The organism is Acinetobacter sp. SAAs474 (genome assembly GCF_032823475.1).
Taxonomy (GTDB): Bacteria; Pseudomonadota; Gammaproteobacteria; order Pseudomonadales; family Moraxellaceae; genus Acinetobacter.
The window spans coordinates 1,835,104-1,857,757 of sequence record NZ_CP127915.1; the positions used below are offsets into that span (position 1 = coordinate 1,835,104).

Annotated in this window: 14 protein-coding genes and 3 pseudogenes; 11 read left to right on the forward strand and 6 right to left on the reverse strand. The window is 36.2% G+C overall.

The window, feature by feature from the left end; genetic code table 11:
* Positions 1-2: 2 nt before the first annotated feature.
* The gene (locus QSG86_RS09525) at positions 3-743 is read right to left on the reverse strand and encodes a YggS family pyridoxal phosphate-dependent enzyme (RefSeq protein ID WP_317031273.1); all 741 of its coding nucleotides are present in this window, start codon (positions 741-743) and stop codon (positions 3-5) included.
* Between the two features lie 95 nt (positions 744-838).
* Entirely contained in the window at positions 839-1,291 is a 453-nt protein-coding gene (locus QSG86_RS09530; RefSeq protein WP_317031274.1) for a GNAT family N-acetyltransferase, read from the reverse strand.
* Between the two features lie 221 nt (positions 1,292-1,512).
* Here QSG86_RS09530 and QSG86_RS09535 point away from each other — a divergent pair, with 221 nt between their 5' ends.
* Both QSG86_RS09535 and QSG86_RS09540 read left to right on the forward strand, forming a co-directional pair.
* Entirely contained in the window at positions 1,513-2,994 is a 1,482-nt protein-coding gene (locus QSG86_RS09535; RefSeq protein WP_317032724.1) for a PLP-dependent aminotransferase family protein, read from the forward strand.
* Positions 2,995-3,220: 226 nt separating this feature from the next.
* Positions 3,221-4,192: an AEC family transporter gene (locus tag QSG86_RS09540; protein ID WP_317031275.1), complete on the forward strand. Its 972-nt coding sequence runs from the start codon at positions 3,221-3,223 to the stop codon at positions 4,190-4,192.
* 237 nt (positions 4,193-4,429) lie between these two features.
* On the opposite strand, the gene QSG86_RS09545 is transcribed toward QSG86_RS09540, so the two are convergent.
* The 3 genes from QSG86_RS09545 to QSG86_RS09555 all read right to left on the reverse strand — a co-directional run bounded on the left by QSG86_RS09545 (position 4,430) and on the right by QSG86_RS09555 (position 6,944).
* Complete coding sequence (locus tag QSG86_RS09545) at positions 4,430-5,056, reverse strand: 3-oxoacid CoA-transferase subunit B (RefSeq protein ID WP_317031276.1); 627 nt, start codon at positions 5,054-5,056, stop codon at positions 4,430-4,432.
* Positions 5,057-5,059: 3 nt separating this feature from the next.
* Positions 5,060-5,761, reverse strand: coding sequence for a CoA transferase subunit A (locus QSG86_RS09550; protein WP_317031277.1), 702 nt, complete (start codon positions 5,759-5,761; stop codon positions 5,060-5,062).
* A gap of 280 nt (positions 5,762-6,041) precedes the next feature.
* Complete coding sequence (locus QSG86_RS09555) at positions 6,042-6,944, reverse strand: LysR family transcriptional regulator (protein ID WP_317031278.1); 903 nt, start codon at positions 6,942-6,944, stop codon at positions 6,042-6,044.
* A gap of 542 nt (positions 6,945-7,486) precedes the next feature.
* On the opposite strand from QSG86_RS09555, the pseudogene QSG86_RS09560 reads away from it, so the two are divergent.
* From QSG86_RS09560 to QSG86_RS09570, 3 genes and pseudogenes are all read left to right on the forward strand, one after another.
* A pseudogene (locus tag QSG86_RS09560) lies at positions 7,487-7,633 on the forward strand (GntP family permease); the annotation flags it as partial.
* Positions 7,634-7,696: 63 nt separating this feature from the next.
* On the forward strand, positions 7,697-8,482 hold the full coding sequence (locus QSG86_RS09565) for a 3-hydroxybutyrate dehydrogenase (protein ID WP_317031279.1): 786 nt from the start codon (positions 7,697-7,699) through the stop codon (positions 8,480-8,482).
* Between the two features lie 346 nt (positions 8,483-8,828).
* Positions 8,829-9,908, forward strand: coding sequence for a transposase (locus tag QSG86_RS09570; RefSeq protein WP_317031280.1), 1,080 nt, complete (start codon positions 8,829-8,831; stop codon positions 9,906-9,908).
* On the opposite strand, the gene QSG86_RS09575 is transcribed toward QSG86_RS09570, so the two are convergent.
* Positions 9,905-11,296: an LLM class flavin-dependent oxidoreductase gene (locus QSG86_RS09575; RefSeq protein WP_317031281.1), complete on the reverse strand. Its 1,392-nt coding sequence runs from the start codon at positions 11,294-11,296 to the stop codon at positions 9,905-9,907. The genes QSG86_RS09570 and QSG86_RS09575 overlap by 4 nt on opposite strands.
* A gap of 427 nt (positions 11,297-11,723) precedes the next feature.
* On the opposite strand from QSG86_RS09575, the pseudogene QSG86_RS09580 reads away from it, so the two are divergent.
* The 6 genes and pseudogenes from QSG86_RS09580 to cntA all read left to right on the forward strand — a co-directional run.
* Positions 11,724-12,896: pseudogene (locus QSG86_RS09580) on the forward strand (SfnB family sulfur acquisition oxidoreductase); the annotation flags it as partial.
* Positions 12,897-12,906: 10 nt separating this feature from the next.
* Positions 12,907-14,163 carry an acyl-CoA dehydrogenase family protein gene (locus QSG86_RS09585; protein ID WP_317031283.1) on the forward strand — a complete coding sequence of 419 codons (1,257 nt, stop codon included), beginning with the start codon at positions 12,907-12,909 and terminating at the stop codon, positions 14,161-14,163.
* Between the two features lie 1,863 nt (positions 14,164-16,026).
* On the forward strand, positions 16,027-17,712 hold the full coding sequence (gene dld / locus QSG86_RS09590) for a D-lactate dehydrogenase (protein ID WP_317032725.1): 1,686 nt from the start codon (positions 16,027-16,029) through the stop codon (positions 17,710-17,712).
* Between the two features lie 860 nt (positions 17,713-18,572).
* Positions 18,573-20,243 (forward strand): BCCT family transporter, encoded by a 1,671-nt coding sequence (locus tag QSG86_RS09595; RefSeq protein WP_410487463.1) that lies wholly within the window; start codon positions 18,573-18,575, stop codon positions 20,241-20,243.
* Positions 20,240-21,202 (forward strand): annotated as a pseudogene (locus tag QSG86_RS09600) (alpha/beta hydrolase). The gene QSG86_RS09595 and the pseudogene QSG86_RS09600 overlap by 4 nt, the downstream one beginning before the upstream one ends.
* A 37-nt stretch (positions 21,203-21,239) precedes the next feature.
* Positions 21,240-22,382, forward strand: coding sequence for a carnitine monooxygenase subunit alpha (cntA, locus tag QSG86_RS09605; protein WP_317031284.1), 1,143 nt, complete (start codon positions 21,240-21,242; stop codon positions 22,380-22,382).
* The last annotated feature ends 272 nt before the right edge of the window (positions 22,383-22,654 follow it).

A 22,654-nucleotide genomic window follows, 5' to 3' on the forward strand; every position in this document is an offset into this window, starting at 1 on the left:
TTTTAACACTCCGGCCAGTAATATTGATCAGGCACTGTTCGAGGCCCAAAAATCGCTTGTCCAATACGAATATCTGTCGCACCTTCCTCTATAGCGATGATAAAATCACTCGACATACCCATCGATAAACGTTGAATATTGGGGTAGGTGATTTGTAGATCATCACGTAACTGACGTAATGTTTGAAAACAACGTCTGACTTCAATCGGATTTTGACTATGGATTGCAAGTGTCATGAGCCCATTGATTTTTAAATTGGAAAATTGTTGACATTGCTCAATTAAAGACCGTGCTTGTGCTGGATTTATACCAAATTTACTCGGTTCATTTGATGTATTCACTTGAATGAATACAGCGAGTTGACGTCTTTCTATTGCAAGACGATGATTGAGTTTTTCAGCAAGTTTTAGGCTGTCTAATGCATGAAATTCATCAATGAATTTTGCAACATATTTGACTTTGTTGCTTTGTAAATGACCAATTAAAATCCAATCGATTGCGCACTGATTTAATGCTTCATATTTCCGTTTGGCTTCTAAAACCTTATTTTCACCAAAGCGGCGCAAACCCAATTGATACGCCTGTTGGATCTGTTGCACACTCAGTGTTTTAGTCACAGGCAAGATACGAATTTGTTCAGGATTACGTCCTGCTTTCTGGCATGCTAAATCGATTTGCTTTTGAATATTCTCAATATTGGTTTGCAGTTCAAGCAAACTTTGCGGAGATTGATATTGATTCACTTTATGACCTAATGCAGTAAATCATCGTATTTAAGATGATGTATTTTGATCGTAATTACAGCATCCATAGCAGTGCAATGGATGCGAGTGTCTGACTAAAGAGGCATGCGGTATTCAATGACGCCCGGTTTTTCTGCAATCCAGTCATATAATTTCTGTGCAGTATGATTGACTGCTTGAGTGTGCCAATATAAACGAGCGCAGTGCTGCATTTTGGCCTGTTGCTGTACATATTCAATCAGGCGTTTTCCTAACTGTTGACCACGTACCTCGGGTGATACATAGAGATCTTCTAAATAGCAAAAATTTTCTATGGCCCATGTTGAGCGATGAATAACATAGTGAACAAAGCCGAGAATACGTTCATGTTGTTTAATCACAGCCGCATAGATAGGGACTGTTTCATCAAAAAAACGTTGCCAAGTCATTTGTGTCACATCATCGGATAAACATACTTGATAAAATTCTTGATAAGCTCGCCAATAATCTAACCATTGAGCATAATCTTGTTGCTGTACTGGGATAACTTGAATGACTGGATGTGACATGATGATCCTTCCACGAATGGGTGATACTTGCAAAGCGATAAAAACAGCATAATCTTGATCTGGTGTGTCGATAAGAGACAGTTTTAATATTTTTAACAGTACCAGTTTGGCTGAATTAAAATGATCTCATCCTGATGACATTGTGATAATCAGGGCTGTATTGATTTGTTTTAAGATCGTCATACGATAAGCTTTAGCTATCTTAGAATGTAGTGATTATGATGTCAGTTTCATCTTCTGCTTATTTTTCTCATTTAATTTTGCCGAAAGGAAAAATTAAAGATAATTTATACTGTGCATTACGTGATGCAATTTTAGATGGACATTTATCTGCAGGAACGAAACTACCTTCCAGTCGTGTTTTAGCAGAAATGATGTCAATTTCACGTAATTCTGTATTGGCTGCCTTGGAGCGTTTATGTGATGAAGGATATTTACGGACTCAACCAAGCTCTGGGACTTATGTTGCTGATATTATTCCTGATCAACTGATTCAAACACAGCATCATTCACAGCCCATTAAAGATTGTGCGACAGTAACATTAAATATTAATCCACATATTGCAACATTATTATCAGATTGGCCTCAGCAAAATTGGTCAAATACAGTTAAAAAAGTATTTCATGTTGGCGTAGGGTGTGTTGATTTATTCCCTCATCAGCTCTGGGGAAAATTATTAGGGCGCGCTTGGCGGCAATCGTATTATCAATTAGGACAATTACATGATCCACGTGGTTATTTACCTTTACGTCAGGCAATTGGTCAGTATGTCCGTACAACTCGGGGATTAAACTGTCATGAGGAGCAGATCATTATTGTAAATGGCACACAGCAGGCAATACATTTAGCAGCTTATGCTTTATTGCAACCACAAGATCAAGTCTGTTTGGATGAGCCTGGCTATGATGCTGCTTTAAAAGTATTTCAAAGTTTTGCTATTCAGGTTCATCCGGTAAATAGCGATGAAGAAGGAATGAAAGTTGACGATATTATTCAGCGTTATGCTGATAGTAAATTAATTTATACCACACCTTCACATCAGTTTCCTTTAGGCGGAACATTAAGTTTAAGTCGTCGCTTGGCCTTACTTGAGTGGGCATCACAACACCAAAAATGGATTTTTGAAGATGACTATAACAGCGAATTCCGTTATGGCACACATCCAATTCAGGCTTTACAAGGTCTCGACCAGCAACAGCGTGTGATTTATGCGGGTACCTTTTCTAAAATGATGTTTCCCGAGTTTAAATTAGGTTTTATGGTTGTGCCTTATGCATTAATCGATGCATTGAGTTGGGCAAAGTATTATACAGATACACGCAGTGCATATTTAGAACAGGTGGCATTAACTTCATTGATTAATGAAGGACATTATGCCAGACATGTACGTAAGGTTCGTAAAGCCTGTTATCAACGACAACAAGCCCTGATTGAAATCATTGCAGCTCATTTTAGTGATATTCTTGAAGTGCAACCGACAGATTCTGGCATTCATTTATTATGCTGGTTAAAAAGTCCATGGACCGAACAATACTTTATAGCACAATGCCAACAAGTCGGTTTGGCGGTACAGCCATTGTCACGATATTGCCAAAATCCAGATCATCCAGCAGCAGTCTTATTTGGTTATGCTGCACATACGGTCGAGGAAATAAAAGAGGCAATGTATAAATTAAAAAATCAGATTCGCCATAAATCATGAATAGCGCTGTATTTATCATGTTTATTATAGAATCCAGCATGCGGTTTCGTTATGCTCAGTTTTATGGTGCGTTTTTATCTCCTGATCAATTATCATAATTTTAAATTCTCTTATTTGATGATCAGTACACTTTATTAGCATATTAAAATGAGATAAATCGCTAGCGATCAGATATTGATAAGCGCATATTGGTATACAAAATGAATTAAAAGAAAAGGCTTGTGCTATGGAACATATTTTACAATCGATCATTATTGTTATTCCGATTATTTTTGTATTGGCTTTTGGTTTTTTTGCTGGCCGTAAAAAAGCTTTTGGTCAAGAAGGTAATCCTTTAAATATTCTAAATGAGTTAGTTCTTACATTCGCACTTCCACCAGCATTATTTGTTGGTACAGTCACCGTTTCTCGGAGTCATTTAATTCATGAATTAGATTTATTTTTTGCACTTTTGGTTACTTTGTCAATTGCCTATCTGATTGGGCTTGGTCTTGCTAAATATATATTTAAACGCAATATGGTTGAATCATCGATTGCTGGGTTGGCGGTTAGTTTTTCTGCAGGCCCTTTTTATGGACCAGCACTTTTAGGCAGTTTATACGGTATAGAAAGTGGTGTAGCGGTCAGTATGATTTCTGTGGTGATTAATGTAGTTATTGTGCCTTTGGCAACAATTATCATTAAAATGGACTTGGCTCAACATGCTGAAACTAAAAGTTCAGTATTACATTTAATCACAACATCTTTATATCAGGCAGTATTTAAAACCCCATTTGTGTGGGCACCTTTAGTCGCTTTTATTTTGGTATTTTTAAATATTCAAATGCCTCATGTGGTGATTAATTCTCTTGAGCTGATTGGTAAGGCCACAGCAGGTGTAGCCGTATTTGTCGCAGGGATGACCATTGCGGCCAATTCATTTAAAATTGATGCTGAGGTATTGGTGATTTCATTGCTTAAAAATATTGCAATGCCCTTACTTTTTATTGTCGTAGCTATTGGTTTATTCCATATGCCGCAACATACGTCCACATTTAATGAAGGATTATTATTAGCTGCTTTACCATCAGGCCCCATGATTGTATTACTGGCTACTCGTTATCAGCAATATCAACAACAAGCATCCACAATATTAGCCGTGACCACTATCGGTATGCTGCTTACTGTCACAGCATTAATTGTGATGATTGGAGGATAGTGAAGCGACGATCAAGAATGGATGATAAACCGGTCAAAAAGACTGAGAGCAGTAAAGTAATCACAGCAATTCATTTGCTGTGATCGTACATTGGCGAATGACATTCGTCATGTGATGTTTGAAACACTGTATAAATATAACCTATTTTGCGCTGAGTCGGTTTTTATGTATACGTTGTTATATGTGTCGATCAGATCATTTGATTAGTGAGAATATCCAGCTTGCTTTAAGCTCAGCTTATAATAAGCGAACACCCGTTGCCGCTTGAATCTGTTCAAGGCTGACATCTTTGGCTAGTTCAACCAGTTTAACGCCTTCAGGTGTGATATCCATGACCCCTAAGTCGGTAATAATACGACTGACGACCGCTTGGCCAGTGAGGGGTAAGCTACATTCGGCAACGATTTTTGCACCACCATCTTTGGCACAGTGCTCCATCAGTACCACCACTTTTTGTACGCCAGCCACAAGATCCATGGCACCACCCATCCCTTTGACTTTTTTACCTGGGATCATCCAGTTGGCGAGGTCTCCTTTTTCTGACACTTCCATCGCACCTAAAATAGCAATATTGACATGACCACCACGGATCATGGCGAAAGATTCCGAACTGGAGAAAAATGCCGCACCATCACGTGCAGTCACGGTTTGTTTACCGGCATTGATCAGATCGGCATCAACACTTGCTTGGGTTGGAAATTCCCCAATACCCAATAGACCATTTTCTGATTGTAGCCAGACATCGATATCATCGGGAATATAATTGGCCACTAAAGTCGGTAAACCAATGCCCAAGTTAACATAGAAACCGTCTTGTAATTCAAGTGCGGCACGTTGTGCCATTTCATTACGTGTCCAAGCCATGTGTTAGTCCTCTGCCTTGAGTGTCATTTGTTCAATACGTTTTTCCGGTGTTGCATTTAATACAATTCTATTGACATAAATACCCGGTAAATGGATGTCATCTGGATCCAGTTCACCAATTTCTACAATTTGTTCCACTTCAGCAATGGTGATTTTACCGGCCATGGCACATTCAGGGTTAAAGTTGCGTGCGGTTTTTCTAAAGATCAGATTGCCAGCTTTATCTGCTTTATAGGCTTTGACTAAAGCAATGTCTGCAGTTAAAGAGGGTTCTAAAATATAGTTTTTACCATTAAATTCACGCACTTCTTTGCCTTCTGCAATCAGGGTGCCGACACCTGTTTGGGTAAAGAATGCTGGAATACCTGCACCACCTGCACGAAGCTTTTCTGCCAAAGTACCTTGAGGGGTAAGTTCAACTTCAAGCTCACCATTTAAATATTGGCGTTCAAACTCTTTGTTTTCACCGACATAAGAGGCGATCATTTTTTTGATTTGTTTGCTGTGTAGTAATTTACCTAAACCAAAGTGATCTACCCCAGCATTGTTGGAAATACAGGTTAAGCCAGTGACGCCTGTGGCTTGTAAGGCATCAATTAAACGTTCTGGAATTCCACATAAACCAAAACCGCCCACGGCAATGCTTTGATCATTAGCCACAATATCTGCTAAAGCCAGTTCTGCACTGGCAACAACTTTATTCATCCGTATTTATCCTATTTCCTTGGTGTTGTTATACTTATATGTAGCATTGGTTGGCTGATTTGAGAAATTGAATATTTTAAACATATAATAAGAAAAATTGATTAATCCTGATGTTTAAAATTCAATGATTAAATACTTGATGGCTGTATCATTTACAAAGTCTGGAGCTGCTAACATGTCAAATTTCATCAGAAGTTTATGCTTGATGAATTTTAAATAGATCAGTGATAAGGTATATCACGAGTAATATATCTGCACGAATACTTTTTAAATCAAAATCTTATACGGTTGGATCGGATGAATCATGATAGTGATCAAGTAAGGTTTTAATAAATGCTGTTGAGATATTCGATAGATCAAAATCTTTTTTATAAATGACGCCAATTGGTAAATGTATATGGTCATCTGTAATGTCAATTAAAATATTTTCTTTGCTATCAATAAATTTTTGAAAATGACGTGGTATAGCAGTGACGCCCATATTATAAGAGACAAATTGCGATAAAGAACTAATTTGATGACATTCGATTTTAAGATCTAAGGTTATATTTCGTTCTAGGCAGTGTTGCTCAATGACATATCGGATAATTGACGGTGTTTGTAGGGTGATAAATGGATAGGAAAGCAATTCAGACCATGTTACGCTTTTTTGTACAGCAAGCGGATGAGATTTGGCGACAAGAGCTACAAATCCCTCATTAAATAACGGTTTAAAAATCAGTTGATCATTGGGCTTGGGGGCAAAACACAGACCAATTTCAAAAATGCCTTCTTGGATATTTTCAATAATTTTTTCATTGGTAATATCATGAATAGAAAAGCTAATATTGGCATGTTGTTTGGAAAACTGATGAATTACTTCGGGTAAGATAGCATGTGTTGCAAAAGGCATTGAAGCAATATTTAACACCCCTTTATGCAGCTTAAAGCGTTGTTTAACATCTTTTTCCATATCCTGCCAATTGGCTAATAATTTTTTAGCATATGGAATTAAGGATAAGCCCTCCGTGGTAATTTCAACACGTCGAGTATTGCGTCGAAACAACTTTCCGCCCAATTCGTCTTCTAATGTTTTAATACTTAAACTTAAGGCAGATTGACTGATACACAGTTCATGAGCAGCATTGGCATAATTTAAAGTTCGTGCCAGTACCAGAAAAGCTTTAAGTTGTTTTAATGTCATAATAAAGTCTTACTTAAGTTATAGCGTTCAAAAGTATAGTCGATCGCTGGATGATTGATTGAGGTTGTCATCATGCGGTGTTTTTGGATCAAAAAATATCAGATACGACAATACAGCCAGTAATTAATCATGATCGCGAGTAATATTTTCACTGGCATAAGCCGAAGCCAATTTTGATAGGATGAATATTTAAATTACGGCATGATTTTCAAATATGGCAAGCATGATTGACTATGACTTTCCCACAAGCCATATTAAAAAAGACATAAAATAAATTGTACTGCATCACTTAATCATTTTTAGATTAATTGATTTTATTCATTAATCAATAAATATTTTCAAATAGCCAAAATCAATACATCGATTATAGTTGCCGATAGTCACAATGATTACGCTTTATTGTACATCCGTTATTCTTTAGACAGTAAATTGTGACACAACATGGAAAAGAATGTTCCACGGTGCAATAAAAAGTTTTCATAAAGATAAATATACTCAGGAATGGAGTCGAGGTATGTTGGAATTAGGCATTATTTTACTATCCTTATCACGGTGCTGTGATGACTTTACTTGCTGTTGCAGGACTTACCCATAAACAGTCTTATAAAGATATTTTTGCAATTACCATAATTAAAACGATTGCTGTTTTTGTGGCTATTGCGACATTTACTTGGTTTGGTATTGTATAAATGAAATAAAACATGTGTTTAATTGCTATCTAAAGCGTTATAAACGAAAACAAGGAGTATAAAGTGAGTAAAATTTTAAATCATAAGGTTGCATTTATTACCGGTTCAGCAAGTGGAATAGGATTAGAAATTGCTAAAAAATTTGCCCAAGAGGGTGCTAAAGTTGTTATTTCAGACATGAACAGTGAAAAATGTATTGAAACAGCAGCCTTACTGAAAAATGAAGGTTTTGAGGCTTTGGCTGCACCGTGTAATGTCACTGATGAACAGGCTTTTCAAGAGGCTATTGCACTGGCTCAACAAACATTTGGCCGTTTAGATATTTTGGTCAACAATGCTGGATTTCAGCATGTTGCTAAAATTGAGGATTTTCCAACAGAGATATATAAAAAATTATTGGATGTGATGCTGGTTGGATCTTTTATTGGTATTAAGCATGTATTACCCATCATGAAAGCACAAAAATTTGGTCGCATTATTAATATGGCATCTATTAACGGCTTGATTGGTTTTGCGGGTAAAGCAGGCTATAACAGTGCTAAGCATGGTGTGATTGGTTTAACCAAGGTTGCAGCATTAGAATGTGCCTTAGATGGCATTACGGTTAATGCATTATGTCCGGGTTATGTGGATACACCTTTGGTCCGTGGGCAAATTGCTGATTTAGCTGCGACACGTAATGTAAGTGAAAAAAGTGCACTCGAAGATATTATTTTGGCAATGGTGCCTCAAAAACGCTTGCTGAGTGTTGAAGAGATTTCAGATTATGCCATTTTTCTATCGAGTGACAAAGCAGCAGGGATTACTGGACAAGCAGTGGTTATGGATGGTGGATATACTGCTCAATAATGCTTGACCCTGTTGGATTGAACGTATTGTGTGAAATTCCCCATCTATCATGCTGTGAAACGGTGTTTCTCGTTAGCTGGGGAGGGAATACACTAATCTTTTAGCTAATTTCGTACAATTAAGCATCAATTTATGATGCTTAATCTGCGCGCTTAATGTGGTATAAAGCGTTGTTCTATATGTCCTATATTTAGGTATTGGCACCTGTTGTTTTTATCACATTGAGCGTAAAACCTCGTCTTTTAAGACGTGGATATAAGCGAGTGACGTTAAGCAATACGACATCCTATGACGCATAGCCTCGACTTACAACGCTATACGTATTTTCTTTGTGCTATATTAAGCTATGAAAACTCTTAAAATCCGCATAAAAGACAAACACGTTAAGGCGCTTAATCAATTAGCGTTAGAGGTTAATTTTGTCTGGAATTATGTAAATGATTTGAGTTTTAAGCATTTAAAAAGAAAAGGTGAGTTTCTTTCTGCATACGATATTGCTAAGTACACAAAAGGTACATCAAAAGAATGCAATCTTCATAGTCAAACAGTGCAAGCTGTTACAGAAGAATTAGTTATACGCCGTAAACAATTTAAAAAAGCTAAATTAAATTGGCGTGTTAGTAATAAAAAATCGGCTAGACGTTCTTTAGGATGGATACCTTTTAAAAAGTCCGCTATTCGATATGCCGATGGTTTTGTTCAATATGGTAAAACTCAATTCAAACTATGGGATAGCTACGGATTAAGTAAGTACACAGTTAAAACCGGATCGTTTGTAGAAGATAGCCGTGGGCGTTGGTACGTGTGCCTTGTTGTTGACTCACCTAAACAAGATAAACCAAGTGCAACTGCAACTAAATCAATTGGTATTGATCTAGGCTTAAAGGATGTTGCTACATGCTCGGACGGTACGATAATTAGTAATCCTAAATATTATCGTCAATATGAGCAAAAACTAGGGATTGCACAACGGGCAAAGAATAAACGCCGTGTACGTGCGATACATGCAAAGATTAAAAACAGCCGTCAAGATTACTTGCATAAGGCAAGCACTAAGCTTGTTAAAGAAAATGCAATGATTGTTGTTGGTAATTTGAGTGCTAAAAAACTTGTAAAAACTAAAATGGCTAAATCTGTTTTAGATACAGGGTTTTCAGCATTTAAAACAATGCTCAAGTATAAATGCGAGAACGCGGGAGTATTGTTTGAAGAAGTAAACGAAAGTTTCACAACCCAGATTTGTTCGTGCTGTCAGAAAATATCTAGCAATAGTCCGAAAGGTAGGGCGGATCTTGGAATAAGAGTATGGAAATGTGAATGCGGTAGTATAAATCAACGTGATTTAAACTCCGCAAAAAACATACTTCTTACGAAACAGTGTTTCTCAGGACATGAGCGTCTAGCTGTAGGAATCTCCGTCCTTTAGGTCGGAGAGGATGTCAATGGATGATGCGTGTGACGGAAACGTGCTCCCTGATGATGGTCGGGGAGTAAGGCACCTTGACCAAATAGTTTTTCACGTAGCGTACCTGCAGTATATTCTTTGGGATAGATACCACGATGTTGTAACTCTGGAATCAGAAACTCGACAATATCTTCAAAAGATTGATGGGCCAAAATATAAGCCAAGTTAAAGCCATCGATACCTGTATATTCAATCCACTGTTGTAGATGATCTGCAACAGTCGTTGCTGAACCGACGATCACAGGTCCATTGCCACCAATACTGGTCCAACGTGCGATTTCTTCAATCGTCCAGATTTTATTCTGATCTGCTTCCACATAGGATTGCAGCATAGACTGAATGGCATTGGTTTGAATATATTCAACATGATCTGTTGATTTAAATTGTGAAAAATCAACTCCAGACCAGCCAGAAGCCAATGTTAAACCACCATCATAACTTGCATATTGTTGATATTCTTTAAATTTGGCTTGAGCTTTTTCATCTGTTTCATCCACTACAATGGCTAACATGGTATAAATTAAAACCGCGTGAGGATCTTTACCCACTTCAATCAGATTATGACGAATGCCTTCAGCGAGTTTTTTTACGGCGTTTTGGGTGGGTGCAGAAATAAATACACATTCAGCATGCTGACTGGCAAATTTTTGCCCTCGTGCAGATGCACCTGCTTGGTATAAAACAGGAGTACGTTGAGGAGAGGGCTCACAAATATGAATACCAGGTACAGAAAAATATTGTCCTTCATGATGAATTGGATGAACTTTGCGATAATCTGCAAAAATCCCCTGTTGTTTATCTCTTAATACCGCATCATCTTCCCATGAACCCTCCCATAATTTATAGAGTACTTCTAAATACTCATCGGCAATATCATAACGATGATCGTGTCCTACCTGTGTTTTTAAGCCCAGATTTTTAGATCCACTTTCTAGATAAGAGGTCACAATATTCCAGCCTGCACGACCTTTGGTAAGGTGATCCAAAGTACTCATACGACGTGCAAAAGGATAAGGGTGTTCAAAAGAAATCGAGGTCGTGACACCAAAACCTAGATGTTGAGTGACGGCTGCCATTGCAGGTACAATTTGTAATGGATCATTGACTGGAACCTGAATGGCGCCCGTTAAAGCATGTTGTGCTGATCCATGATACACATCATAAACACCTAGTACATCAGCAATAAAAACACCATCAAATCGTCCGCGCTCTAAAAGTTTAGCCAGATCAGTCCAGTATTCTAAATCTTTATATTCTGTAGAGCGATCCAAGGGATGGCGCCATAATCCAGGGGATTGGTGGGCAATACAGTTCATTTCAAAAGCATTAAATCGAATTGGTTTAGCCATAATATGATTCAAAATATATTCAGTAATTAATTGATAATAAGGATGGAGAATTAATATTTTTAATAATAAAAATAACAATATTTATTAAATAATTTTTTAATAATAATTTATGCAGTACTTATGATGAATAATGCTGATGATATAGTTTAATATTTGATTTTTATATAAAAATTAATAATAAATAAATCATGATTTTAATATAAATTAGGGTTTATATTGAAATGTGATTTTTAAATCAGAAAATCACTAAAGTATTTTAGATTAAATGATTTGATTCTATTATTTATATATAAGTCTTCTAGAAAAAAGATGCTAGTTTAAAGGTAACTTTAATAATTGAGAGTATTCAGCCATGACATCTGGCATCGAAATTAAATTAACTGATGCGCAAAATATTCCATATGATTTCTATCAAAATGATACTTTAGCACATGTCATTCATTCAGATGCAGAAGCAATTAAAATTGCAAAACAGCTTGCAGAGGTATTTAAAAAAGAAGCTTCTAAACGTGATCATGAACGTTTATTACCACTACAAGAGGTACAACAATATTCGGCATCTGGTTTATGGGGCATAACTATTCCAAAACAATTTGGGGGTGCTGGTGTTAGCTATATTACTTTGGCCGAAGTGGTAAAGATCATTTCAAGTGTAGATTCATCTTTGGGACAAATTGCTCAAAATCATTGGGCATTTATTGAGCATATTCGACTGGATGCCACTCCAGCACAGCAACAATTTTTCTTTGATCAAGTATTACAAGGTCAGCGTTTTGGTAATGCCTTTTCAGAAAAAGGTTCTAAAACTGTGGCTGAGTTAAGCACCCAAATTGAATTCTATCCTGATCACGCTATCGTTGATGGTCAGAAATTTTTTGCAACAGGTGCATTACTGGCACATTGGATTCCGGTGGTGGCCGTCAACAATGGTCAAGCCTACGCCGCTTTAGTACCACAGCATAGCCCAGGACTAAATATTATTAATGATTGGAGTGGATTTGGTCAGCGTACCACAGTGAGTGGTTCAGTGCAGTTAGAGCATGTGCGTGTGGATTTGAATCATATCATTCCTATTTATCAAGCATTTGAACGTCCAACAGCTGCAGGCGCTATTTCACAATTTATTCAATCTGCTGTTGATGCCGGCATTGCACGTGGTGCCATTCAAGAAACCATTGATTATGTACGTCAATACGCACGTCCTTGGATTGATTCTGGTTTGGATCATGCAACAGCAGATCCTTATACCATTGCAAATATTGGGGAATTAAAAATTAAGTTACGTGCTGCGGAAGCCGTACTTGATTTGGCTGGAGCTGCAATTGATCGAGCAATCGAAAATCCAACCGAAGAAAATGTTTCAGAAGCCACATTATTAACGGCTGAATCAAAAGTATTAACCACAGAAATTGCCTTATTAGCAGCCAACAAATTATTTGAACTTTCTGGAACACGTTCTACCTTATCAGAACTTAATTTAGATCGTTATTGGCGTAATGCACGTACACATACGTTGCATGATCCTGTCCGTTGGAAACTTAATCTTGTCGGAAATTATTACTTAAATAATATCACACTACCACGTCATGCATGGAGCTAAGGAGGATAAAATGAGTATATTTCAGCAACAAGAATTATCGTTAGGCGGAAATTATGAACAAGTTGCCAGTCAGTTTAGACCTATTTTTCAGCGTATTGCTGATGGTGCATTAGTACGAGAGAAACAACGTATTTTACCGCTTGAACAAATTCAATGGTTAAAACATGCTGGTTTTGGTGCTGTTCGTGTGCCAGTCACATTTGGTGGTGGTGGGCTATCACAGCAACAGCTATTTCAGTTATTAATTGAATTGGCAGAGGCTGATTCTAATATTGTACAGGCATTACGAGGACATTTTGCATTTGTGGAAGACCGCTTAAATGCACATAAAACCAAGGATCAAACACTTTGGTTTCAGCGTTTTGTGCGAGGTGATCTGGTAGGAAATGCATGGACAGAAATTGGTGATGTAGCATTGGGGCAGGTCATCACACGTATTACAGAAACTGATCAAGGCCAATATGTCGTTAATGGAAAAAAATATTATGCGACAGGAACTATTTTTGCAGACTGGATTGATTTATTTGCTGTAGATGAAAGCCGTAATGAACATGTGATTGCGGCTGTTGCAACCGATCATGATGGCATTCAAATTCATGATGATTGGGATGGTTTTGGACAAAAAACGACAGGGAGTGGTAGCTTAAATATTGATAACGTTCCGATTGAACGAGATCATATTTTACCTTTTGATCAACGATTTAAATATCAAACAGCTTTTTATCAAGTGGTTCATTTGGCAACTCTAGCTGGCATTGCTCATGCCGCAGTAACAGCATTTAGTGAAGAAGTTCGTCAGCGTACCCGTATCTATAGTCATGGAAATTCTACACAGGTACGTGATGATGCACAAATTTTACAGGTAATTGGTAAGGCTGCTGCGCAAGCTTATGCTGCCCAAGCAATTACCTTAAAAGCGGCAGAGGCTCTAGATCAAGCATATCTGTTACATTTTACAGGTGATGATATTACAGTATTAAATGCCAATGATCGGGCAGAGCTTGAATCTGCACAAGGGCAAGTCGTGATTGCGGAGTTAGTATTAAATTTAAGTACAGAACTCTTTAATGCACTTGGTGCATCTGCAAGTACTGTTGAAAAACAATTGGATAGGTTCTGGCGTAATGCACGTGTGATTTCCTCACATAATCCACTGGTTTATAAGCAGAAAGTGATTGGTGACTGGATTGTAAATCGAGCAGCATTACCCTATGTATGGCAAATTGGCCGCAGTCCAGCATATACAGATCAAAATAAAGTTGCTTAAGCTTGAGTATCAATTGTATTGATTACAATGACTGATCTAAACTTTAATTTAAGCTGATCATGATATGAATGATCGACTTCTTTTTAGAATCTAATTCAGATTGACACAGGATATTTGGCAATAAACACACTTGTTAACTGTGGATATTCTTGTGATATAAAGTTGAGTAAACCAAGTGAATTGATACCCAAAACCCCGATAGTATGGTCGGGGTTTTGGCTGTTTAGAACAAGCTATATGTGAAAGATCGATAAGTCATCGTGGATAATATTAAACTGATGATCAGATTTGCACTCAAGATAATGGTCAGTAGATAGAGATATTCAAGATATGTTTTCATCATTAACCCTCTATTTTTATTAATTTTTATTTCATTACCACCATTTAATCATCCTATATTATTGTATAAAAATCAAGCAAATTATTAAGTAATAAATTTCAAGGTTTAATTACGATTCTTATTAAATATTACTCTATTTCTATGACCTAATCTTCATGATTAATCCTTCAAAATACCGAATAATATTTCTATCGAATACCTCAAGCTATTCATTTGGCGAATAGCTTTTAAGCCATATTCCCCCCAGAATATGGCTCTTTTTATACTGTACTAGAGCAATAGAAATTCGATTAATTTTTGAAAGGGCAGCGATCGGATCTATATTTAAAAAAAAGAACCTACATACTCTCCCGAAATATGTAGGTTCTGATGATTTCTTTTATTATTGTTACGCTGAATTTTTAGTTGTTATTATGTAGTTTTAGTTGTTTTAATGTATTTGTTTTTATTTTTCTTGTGTATTTATTATGCACTTTTTTTTAAAAAATTAAAGTTATAGTGAAAATTTTATTTAGAAATACCAACTTGATTGCTATGATATTAAGTATTTGTTTTTTAATTATTATTTATGGGTTATATCCTTACTAAATTATACCGATAGGTAAAATATATCATAAATTTACCTATAGAATCAGTAGAATATTTTATTTAAATTTAATTAATAATGGTGGTGAGTTTGATTTGTATTTGATTGACAATATATCGATGAAAATAAGATAGATGAATTAATCGAAATAGATAAACCCCATTATATGAGTGACGATTAAAATGTGGGGGCATGACTTAAAGATTACGATCTCGCTAATGATCCCTCATTTTAGCTTGGCTATAGCGGAAAATTTGATCTGTGTGATACCAGCGATGTTTGCTCAAAAATAAATTAAACCAAAGCTTGATCAAAAAACCTTATTTAAGGTGGAAAAATATCATATGATGAGATATGATCATTAAATATATTCAATACGCTGAATTTTTTTACCCAGTCTTATTTTGGGGTAATTTAAAAAAACCTACATACCCTCCCAAAGTATGTAGGTTTTTTTTGTTCTTATCGCGCTGAATTTTTTAGTTGTTATTGATGAGTTTTTTTTTATTGATATATTCTTTTTTATTATTATTTGTGATTATTATGCACTATTTTTTTAAAAATTAAAGTTATAGTGAAAATTTTATTTTAAAATACCAACTAAAATGATTGTATATTAAATATTTGTTTTTTAATTATTATTTTAGTTATTTAAGCTTTTAATTATACCGAATGGTAAAATAATTGGTTGATTTTTGCTCTTATTTTTATTGTACATTTACTGGATTTACTTTTGATACCGATTCAATCGCGTCATGATGCAAACTACAGAGAGTAAGATCATTATTGATATATGCTTTTTTCGCTAAAGAAATCATAATAATTGATTGTGACTTGCTAAAAGATTGCCAAATTCATACAGTTAATAAAATTGAAAGATCATTTTATAAATATATGGATTTTTGGTATGTCAAAGTTCAGTTGCGATCGTTTTTTTATGCAATGTTTAGATCAATTACGTAAAATTGTGGGAAAGTCACATGTTTTTACTGATGATCAGCAGACGCGCCAATATCGACAAGGACGACGTTTTGGTGATGGTGATGTTTTTGCTGTTGTTTGTCCCGGTACATTGTTAGAACAATGGCAAGTTTTACAAGTTGCGATCAAAACAGATTGTATAGTTATTATGCAAGCCGCTAATACCGGTTTAACAGGGGGATCAACACCTTATGGTGATGATTATGATCGTCCAGTAATCATTATCAGTACATTGCGTTTAAAAGGTATTCAGGTCATTCAGAATGGGCATCAGGTCATTTGTCTGCCCGGTGCTACGCTCGATTATTTAGAACAATCTTTAAAACCTTATCATCGTGAACCGCATTCAGTAATTGGTTCATCGTGTATTGGTGCATCTGTTTTAGGTGGTGTTTGTAATAATTCTGGTGGCGCACTGGTGAGACGTGGTCCAGCTTATACCGAATTGGCCTTGTATGCACAGGTGGATCAACAGGGAGAGTTACAACTGATCAATCATTTAGGGATTGATTTAGGTCATCACCCTGAAGAAATTTTAACTCGTCTTGAAAAAGGCGATTATCAAGATACTGATATTGAATCTGATCCAGATAAACATGCTTCAGATAATCGTTATGCTCATGATGTTAGACAAGTCGATGAAGACAGCCCAGCGCGTTTTAATGCGGATCCTTCACGTTTGTTTGAAGCATCTGGATCAGCAGGTAAAATCTGTATTTTTGCAGTACGTCTGGATACTTTTGAAAAAGTAGAGAGTAATGTTTTCTATATCGGGAGTAATGATGCAAAAGATTTGACAGAGATTCGACGTTATTTACTGACCTCGCTACCCAGTTTACCGATTGCGGGTGAGTATATTCATCGCGATGCATATAAGATTGGTGAAAAATATGGTAAGGATACATTTTTATTTATAGAAAAATTTGGGACCAGTAATGTACCCAAAGCTTTTGCGTATAAAGATCGAGTAGATGGCTTTTTAGAGAAATTTAAAATCAAAGGCTTAACAGATAAGATATTGCAAATGTTGACCTTTTTTCTACCTAGTCATTTACCGCCGCGTATGACTGCATTTCGTGATCAATATGAACATCATTTAATTTTACGTGTAGAAAAAAACAGTCAATTACAGACTGAACAATTTTTACAGCAATATTTTGCCAATCATGCTGAAGGTGATTATTTTGCCTGTGATGAAGAAGAGGGCCGTAAAGCTTTTTTACATCGTTTTGCTATAGCAGGGGCAGCAATTCGTTATCGTGATACTCATCGTCATGACGTTGAAGATATTGTGGCATTAGATATTGCATTACGTCGTAATGACCGTGATTGGGTGGAGCAATTACCAGCAGAAATGGAAAGCCAGATTTTACATAAACTTTATTATGGTCATTTCTTCTGTCATGTGTTTCATCAAGATTATATTGTTAAAAAAGGTGTTGATCCTTTAAAAATGGAGCATCAAATGTGGAAATTATTAGATGCACGTCGAGCAGAATATCCAGCAGAACATAATGTTGGACATCTCTATATTGCTAAACCATCACTGGCCCATTTTTATCAGAAACTTGATCCAACCAATAGTTTTAATGTTGGTATTGGCCATACTTCAAAATTAAAATACTGGAAACAAAATCCTTAATCTGACTACAAATATCATTTTATTTGACTGTCTTGCAATACAGCATAAAATCTCACGGATTTTTTGAAATCTTGATGCTATTACGCCTTGATCACAACCAGTGTAATAGCATCTTTGTCATCTTTGTCATCTTTGTCATCTTTGTCATCTTTGTCATCTTTGTCATCTTTGTCATCTTTGTCATCTTTGTCATCTTTGTCATCTTTGTCATCTTTGTCATCTTTGTCATCTTTGTCATCTTTGCCATCTTTGCCATCTACTTTTTACTTGATGATCTTATGCTTAAGATCATCAAACGATTTGCTTTAGCATCTATTTATTTGATTATTCACGATCTGTGTCTATTATCTTGATGGTTTATTGCTTGATCAAATTCTGTTTAAAAAGCATGCTGTGTCAACAGTAAAATCGTGCTGCTGATGGAACAGCATGAAGCACAAATATAACATGATGAGGTGTCTAATCTCATTGGTAGACATCAATTCCTTCTATGGCTAATCATATTAATTATAGAATGCTGTATAGATATATAAATACATTATGTATTTGTATATAAAGGTTTTTTATATTTGAATGACATGGGAATTTAATTTTTAAAATCTATTGAATCGGATGGGTTTGTTATGACTCATAGGATCGTCATGTCTGAAAATTGTTGTTTAATACTCGTAGATACACTGAATAGATTGAGCTGAATATTGCTTGATCGTGATGGTACTGTTTTTGATATCAGGTCTAGCTGAATTTAAGACCAAAACTAGAGGAAATATTAAGTGTTATAAAATGGGAGATGCCCTTGCATCATTGATTAAAAGCATGGAATGCCTGTTGGTTGAAGGTTATTTCATCAAAATGGATTTATGGACATGGAAAACACAACAACAAAAATATATACCGATAAAGTACTGGCAATCAGTAGTTTGGCGTTTGTATTTCTTATGGTCGCTGGATTAGCAATTTATCCAGCGGCATCGATTGAATTTGCTGCAAAGTTAATGGAGTGGGTGACTCAAGTTTTTACTACACCAGTACTATTATTTACTTTGCTATCTATCATATTTACTTTAACAATTGCATTTAGCAAATATGGCAAGATTAAGCTCGGTGAGGGAAAACCAGAATATAGTACACCGTCATGGATTTTTATGTTTATTTTATCTGGATTTGGTTCTTCATGTTTATATTGGGGATTTCTAGATTGGGCATATTATTATCAAACACCGGGTCTAAGTTTAGCACCATCATCTGCTGAAGCACTAAAATTTAGTGTTGCATACTCATTTTTTCATAATGGCGTCAGTGCATGGTCTATCTATGCTTTAGCTGCGATATCGCTTTGTTATAGTTATCATGTTAGAAAAAATAAGGGATTGAGTTTAGCATCAATTATTGAAGCGATTACTGGATTTAAGGCAACAGGGCCAGTGGGACGTTTTGTTGATGTTTTATTTTTACTGTGTATGTTTGGTGCACTGACGATTTCACTGGTATTGACTGCGGTAACATTTACAAAAATTTTATCAATATTGACGGGTATTCCGGATTCATTTACCACAAAGGTTGTGGTGATTTTATCTGTTGCTGTGCTATTTGCATTGAGTTCATATGTAGGTATGGATAAAGGAATGCAGCGTCTTAGTCATATTGTTTGTATTGGTGTTGTTGCACTTGCTGCATATGTACTTTTCTTAGGACCAACTACTTTTATTGCCAATAATTCAATCATGAGCTTAGGTCTAATGGGCTCTAATTTTCTTGAAATGAGTTTATTTACCGATCCAATGGGCGATGGCAAATTTACACGAGAATGGACAGTATTTTATTGGCTATGGTGGATTTCTTATGCACCAGGTGTTGCATTATTTGTCACACGTGTATCCAAAGGTCGAACCATTAAGGAAGTCATTCTGGCCATGATTTTAGGCGGCAGTTTTGGCATCTGGTGTGTATATGGTGCCTTTGAAAGCTATAGTGTTTATAGTTTTATACATGGACTGGTTGATGTTCCACAAATATTAAGTCAACAAGGTGGTGAAGTTGCAATTGGCCAATTATTAAGTCAATTACCTGCTGGTCAATGGGTGATGTGGGCTTTTTTAATCATCATGGTGGTATTTTTAGCAGCACATATGGATGCTGTTGGTTATGCGGTAACAGCAACATGTACTCGTGGCTTGGAAGAGGGTAAAGATCCTTCCCCGAATGCGCGTTTATTTTGGTGCATTATGTTGACTTTAGTCCCAATTGCCATGATCTTTTCAAAAGCACCTTTGGAAACCATGAAAACGGCAACCATTGTGACGGCATTGCCTTTTATTGTCATTATTTTGATTCAAACTTATGGCTTTGTAAAATGGCTTATTGAAGATTATTCAAAGATTCCTGCACATATTATTGAGCAACAAAATACAGAAGTCGCATCTGATTCATCTCTCGTTCATGTCGATATAGATCCCCCTTTGAATACACCTCAAGTATCGCGGCTTAACTTGGTGGATAAAAATGGTATTTATAAGAGGGACTCAATATGACGATACAGTTTGATCAGCAAAAATATCAACTGAGTGAAGCAATGCAACAGTTTGTGTATTGGCATAGTGTATATGTTGCAGCAGATAGCGAAATGGATTCAATACGTGCAGCATATGATCAGCTTTGTGTATTGTATACGCCAGAGCGTAATGAAAATATTGAAATTGTTGATCATGTGGTGATTACAAGCACAGTGGCTATTCCTATACGAATTTATTATCCAAAATCGTCTACAAGACCACAACATGGCTGGCCATGTGTCATGTATTTACATGGTGGTGGCTGGATGTTGGGTGGTTTAGATTCTCATGAGTTTTTGCTAAGAAGTATGTGTGAAGATTTAAATGTCGCAGTACTGAGTGTTGATTATCGTCTGGCACCAGAACATCGATTTCCCGCTGCATACCTAGATAGTGAAGCCGTTTATTTATGGCTAAAAGCACAAGCGACAAGTTGGTATATAGATCCATCAAAGATTATTGTTGCTGGAGATAGTGCAGGCGGAAATTTGGCTGCAGCACTTGCGATACAGTTACAACATATGGATATTCAAGCGCAAGGTTTGGTTTTGATTTACCCTGTATTATGCACCAATCGGCATCGGGATCAAAATCTTTAATATGCAGATGCCCCTTTGCTTTCACTACAGGATATTGAATATTTTTACAATCAATATGCACCACATCCAAATGATGATCTTGATGTGAGATTAGCACCGCTCGTGGCGACTGATCTAGCAAACATGCCACCAAGTTTTATTGCTGTTGCTGAATATGATCCCTTATGTCACGAAGGGCAGATTTTTGCCGCAAAACTAGATCAAGCAGGTGTAAATACCACCTTATATATTGCACAAGGATTACTGCATGGTGGCTTAAAAGTATTTCACCAGAGTGAAGAAGCACAATACCTATATCAAAAGATCAAACAATCAATTCAAAACATGCTGTTGAGTTAAATTGAACGATTTAAAACATATAAATGGAGTTTATAATATGAATGCAAATATTAATGTTCAAGATACTGATAAAATTGAAGTACTGCCGGATGACTTTTGTCAAAATGAAGCAGAAGCCTATACTTTTCCTCAAGCATTTTATACGTCAAAAGGTGTTTTTGAGCGCGAAAAAAATACTATTTTTACGAAAAGCTGGATTTGCGTAGGGCATGGCAGCGAAGTTGCCAAACCGAATGATTATATTACTCGAAAAGTAATTGGCGAAAATATCATTATTATTCGGGGGCGTGATGAAATTTTACGTGCATTTTATAATGTTTGTCCGCATCGTGGTCATGAATTACTTGCTGGTTCAGGCAAGGCCAAAAATGTCATTACATGTCCTTATCATGCATGGACTTTTAAATTGGATGGCTCTTTGGCACTTGCGCGCAATTGTGAGCATGTAGCAAATTTTGATAAAGAAAACTCTAATTTGGTCAGCTTAAAAGTTGAAGAGCATGCTGGATTTATTTTTATAAACATGGATCCTGAAGCAACGTGTGTTGCTGATCAGTTACCGGGTTTTGCAGACAAGTTGCATCAAGCTTGCCCCATCGTAAAAGATTTAAAAATAGCGGCACGTTTTGTAACAGAAACACCCGCAAATTGGAAAGTGATTGTTGATAATTATATGGAGTGTTATCACTGTGGCCCAGCACATCCTGGATTTTCAGATTCAGTACAAGTGGATAAATACTGGCATACATTTTATGAAAATTGGACACTTCAATTTGGTTATGCACGCTCTTCAGAAAAATCATTTAAATTAGATCCAGCGATTAAAGATCCGTCATTTAGCGGATTTTGGGTTTGGCCATGTACCATGTTTAATGTACCGCCAGGCGGTGATTTTATGACCGTTATTTATGAATTACCTGTCGATGAAGAAACAACATTGCAAAACTATGAAATTTATTTTTTAAATGAAGAGTTAACGCAAGCACAAAAAGAGTTAATTGAATGGTACCGGACGGTATTTCGCCCAGAAGACTTAAATTTGGTTGAGAGTGTACAACGTGGTCTGAAGTCACGTGGTTATCGTGGACAAGGACGTATTATGACGGATCAACAACGCTCAGGAATTTCAGAACATGGTATTGCATACTTTCAGAATTTAGTTGCAAAAAATATAAAATAATTGAGAAATGAATAATCGACAGTGCCTATTAGAATGATTACGATCATCTGTTTGGCTAAAATCAAGCAAAGATGGTTTAACATTTAGAAATAGTTGAATGATTATTGAATTTTATCACGTGATTTTAAAAACTTTAGCACTGTGATGAGGATCATCGTAAATAGCTTTGATTTATTGATGATCATGAGTGAATCGATCAACAATCGAGTGAAAATTGCAGTTGCAGTACACTTGATTGTTGAGCTGATTTATCTGCGTTAAGCTTTCAGATA

Bases quoted from the DNA above. Each gene is read 5' to 3' on its own strand.
- cntA (WP_317031284.1), top strand. From the start codon at position 21,240: ATGAATGCAAATATTAATGTTCAAGATACTGATAAAATTGAAGTACTG.
- QSG86_RS09570 (WP_317031280.1), top strand. From the start codon at position 8,829: ATGAAAACTCTTAAAATCCGCATAAAAGACAAACACGTTAAGGCGCTT.
- QSG86_RS09575 (WP_317031281.1), bottom strand. From the start codon at position 11,296: ATGGCTAAACCAATTCGATTTAATGCTTTTGAAATGAACTGTATTGCC.
- QSG86_RS09550 (WP_317031277.1), bottom strand. From the start codon at position 5,761: ATGAATAAAGTTGTTGCCAGTGCAGAACTGGCTTTAGCAGATATTGTG.
- dld (WP_317032725.1), top strand. From the start codon at position 16,027: ATGCAATGTTTAGATCAATTACGTAAAATTGTGGGAAAGTCACATGTT.
- QSG86_RS09595 (WP_410487463.1), top strand. From the start codon at position 18,573: ATGGACATGGAAAACACAACAACAAAAATATATACCGATAAAGTACTG.
- QSG86_RS09535 (WP_317032724.1), top strand. From the start codon at position 1,513: ATGTCAGTTTCATCTTCTGCTTATTTTTCTCATTTAATTTTGCCGAAA.
- QSG86_RS09540 (WP_317031275.1), top strand. From the start codon at position 3,221: ATGGAACATATTTTACAATCGATCATTATTGTTATTCCGATTATTTTT.
- QSG86_RS09545 (WP_317031276.1), bottom strand. From the start codon at position 5,056: ATGGCTTGGACACGTAATGAAATGGCACAACGTGCCGCACTTGAATTA.
- QSG86_RS09555 (WP_317031278.1), bottom strand. From the start codon at position 6,944: ATGACATTAAAACAACTTAAAGCTTTTCTGGTACTGGCACGAACTTTA.
- QSG86_RS09530 (WP_317031274.1), bottom strand. From the start codon at position 1,291: ATGTCACATCCAGTCATTCAAGTTATCCCAGTACAGCAACAAGATTAT.
- QSG86_RS09585 (WP_317031283.1), top strand. From the start codon at position 12,907: ATGAGTATATTTCAGCAACAAGAATTATCGTTAGGCGGAAATTATGAA.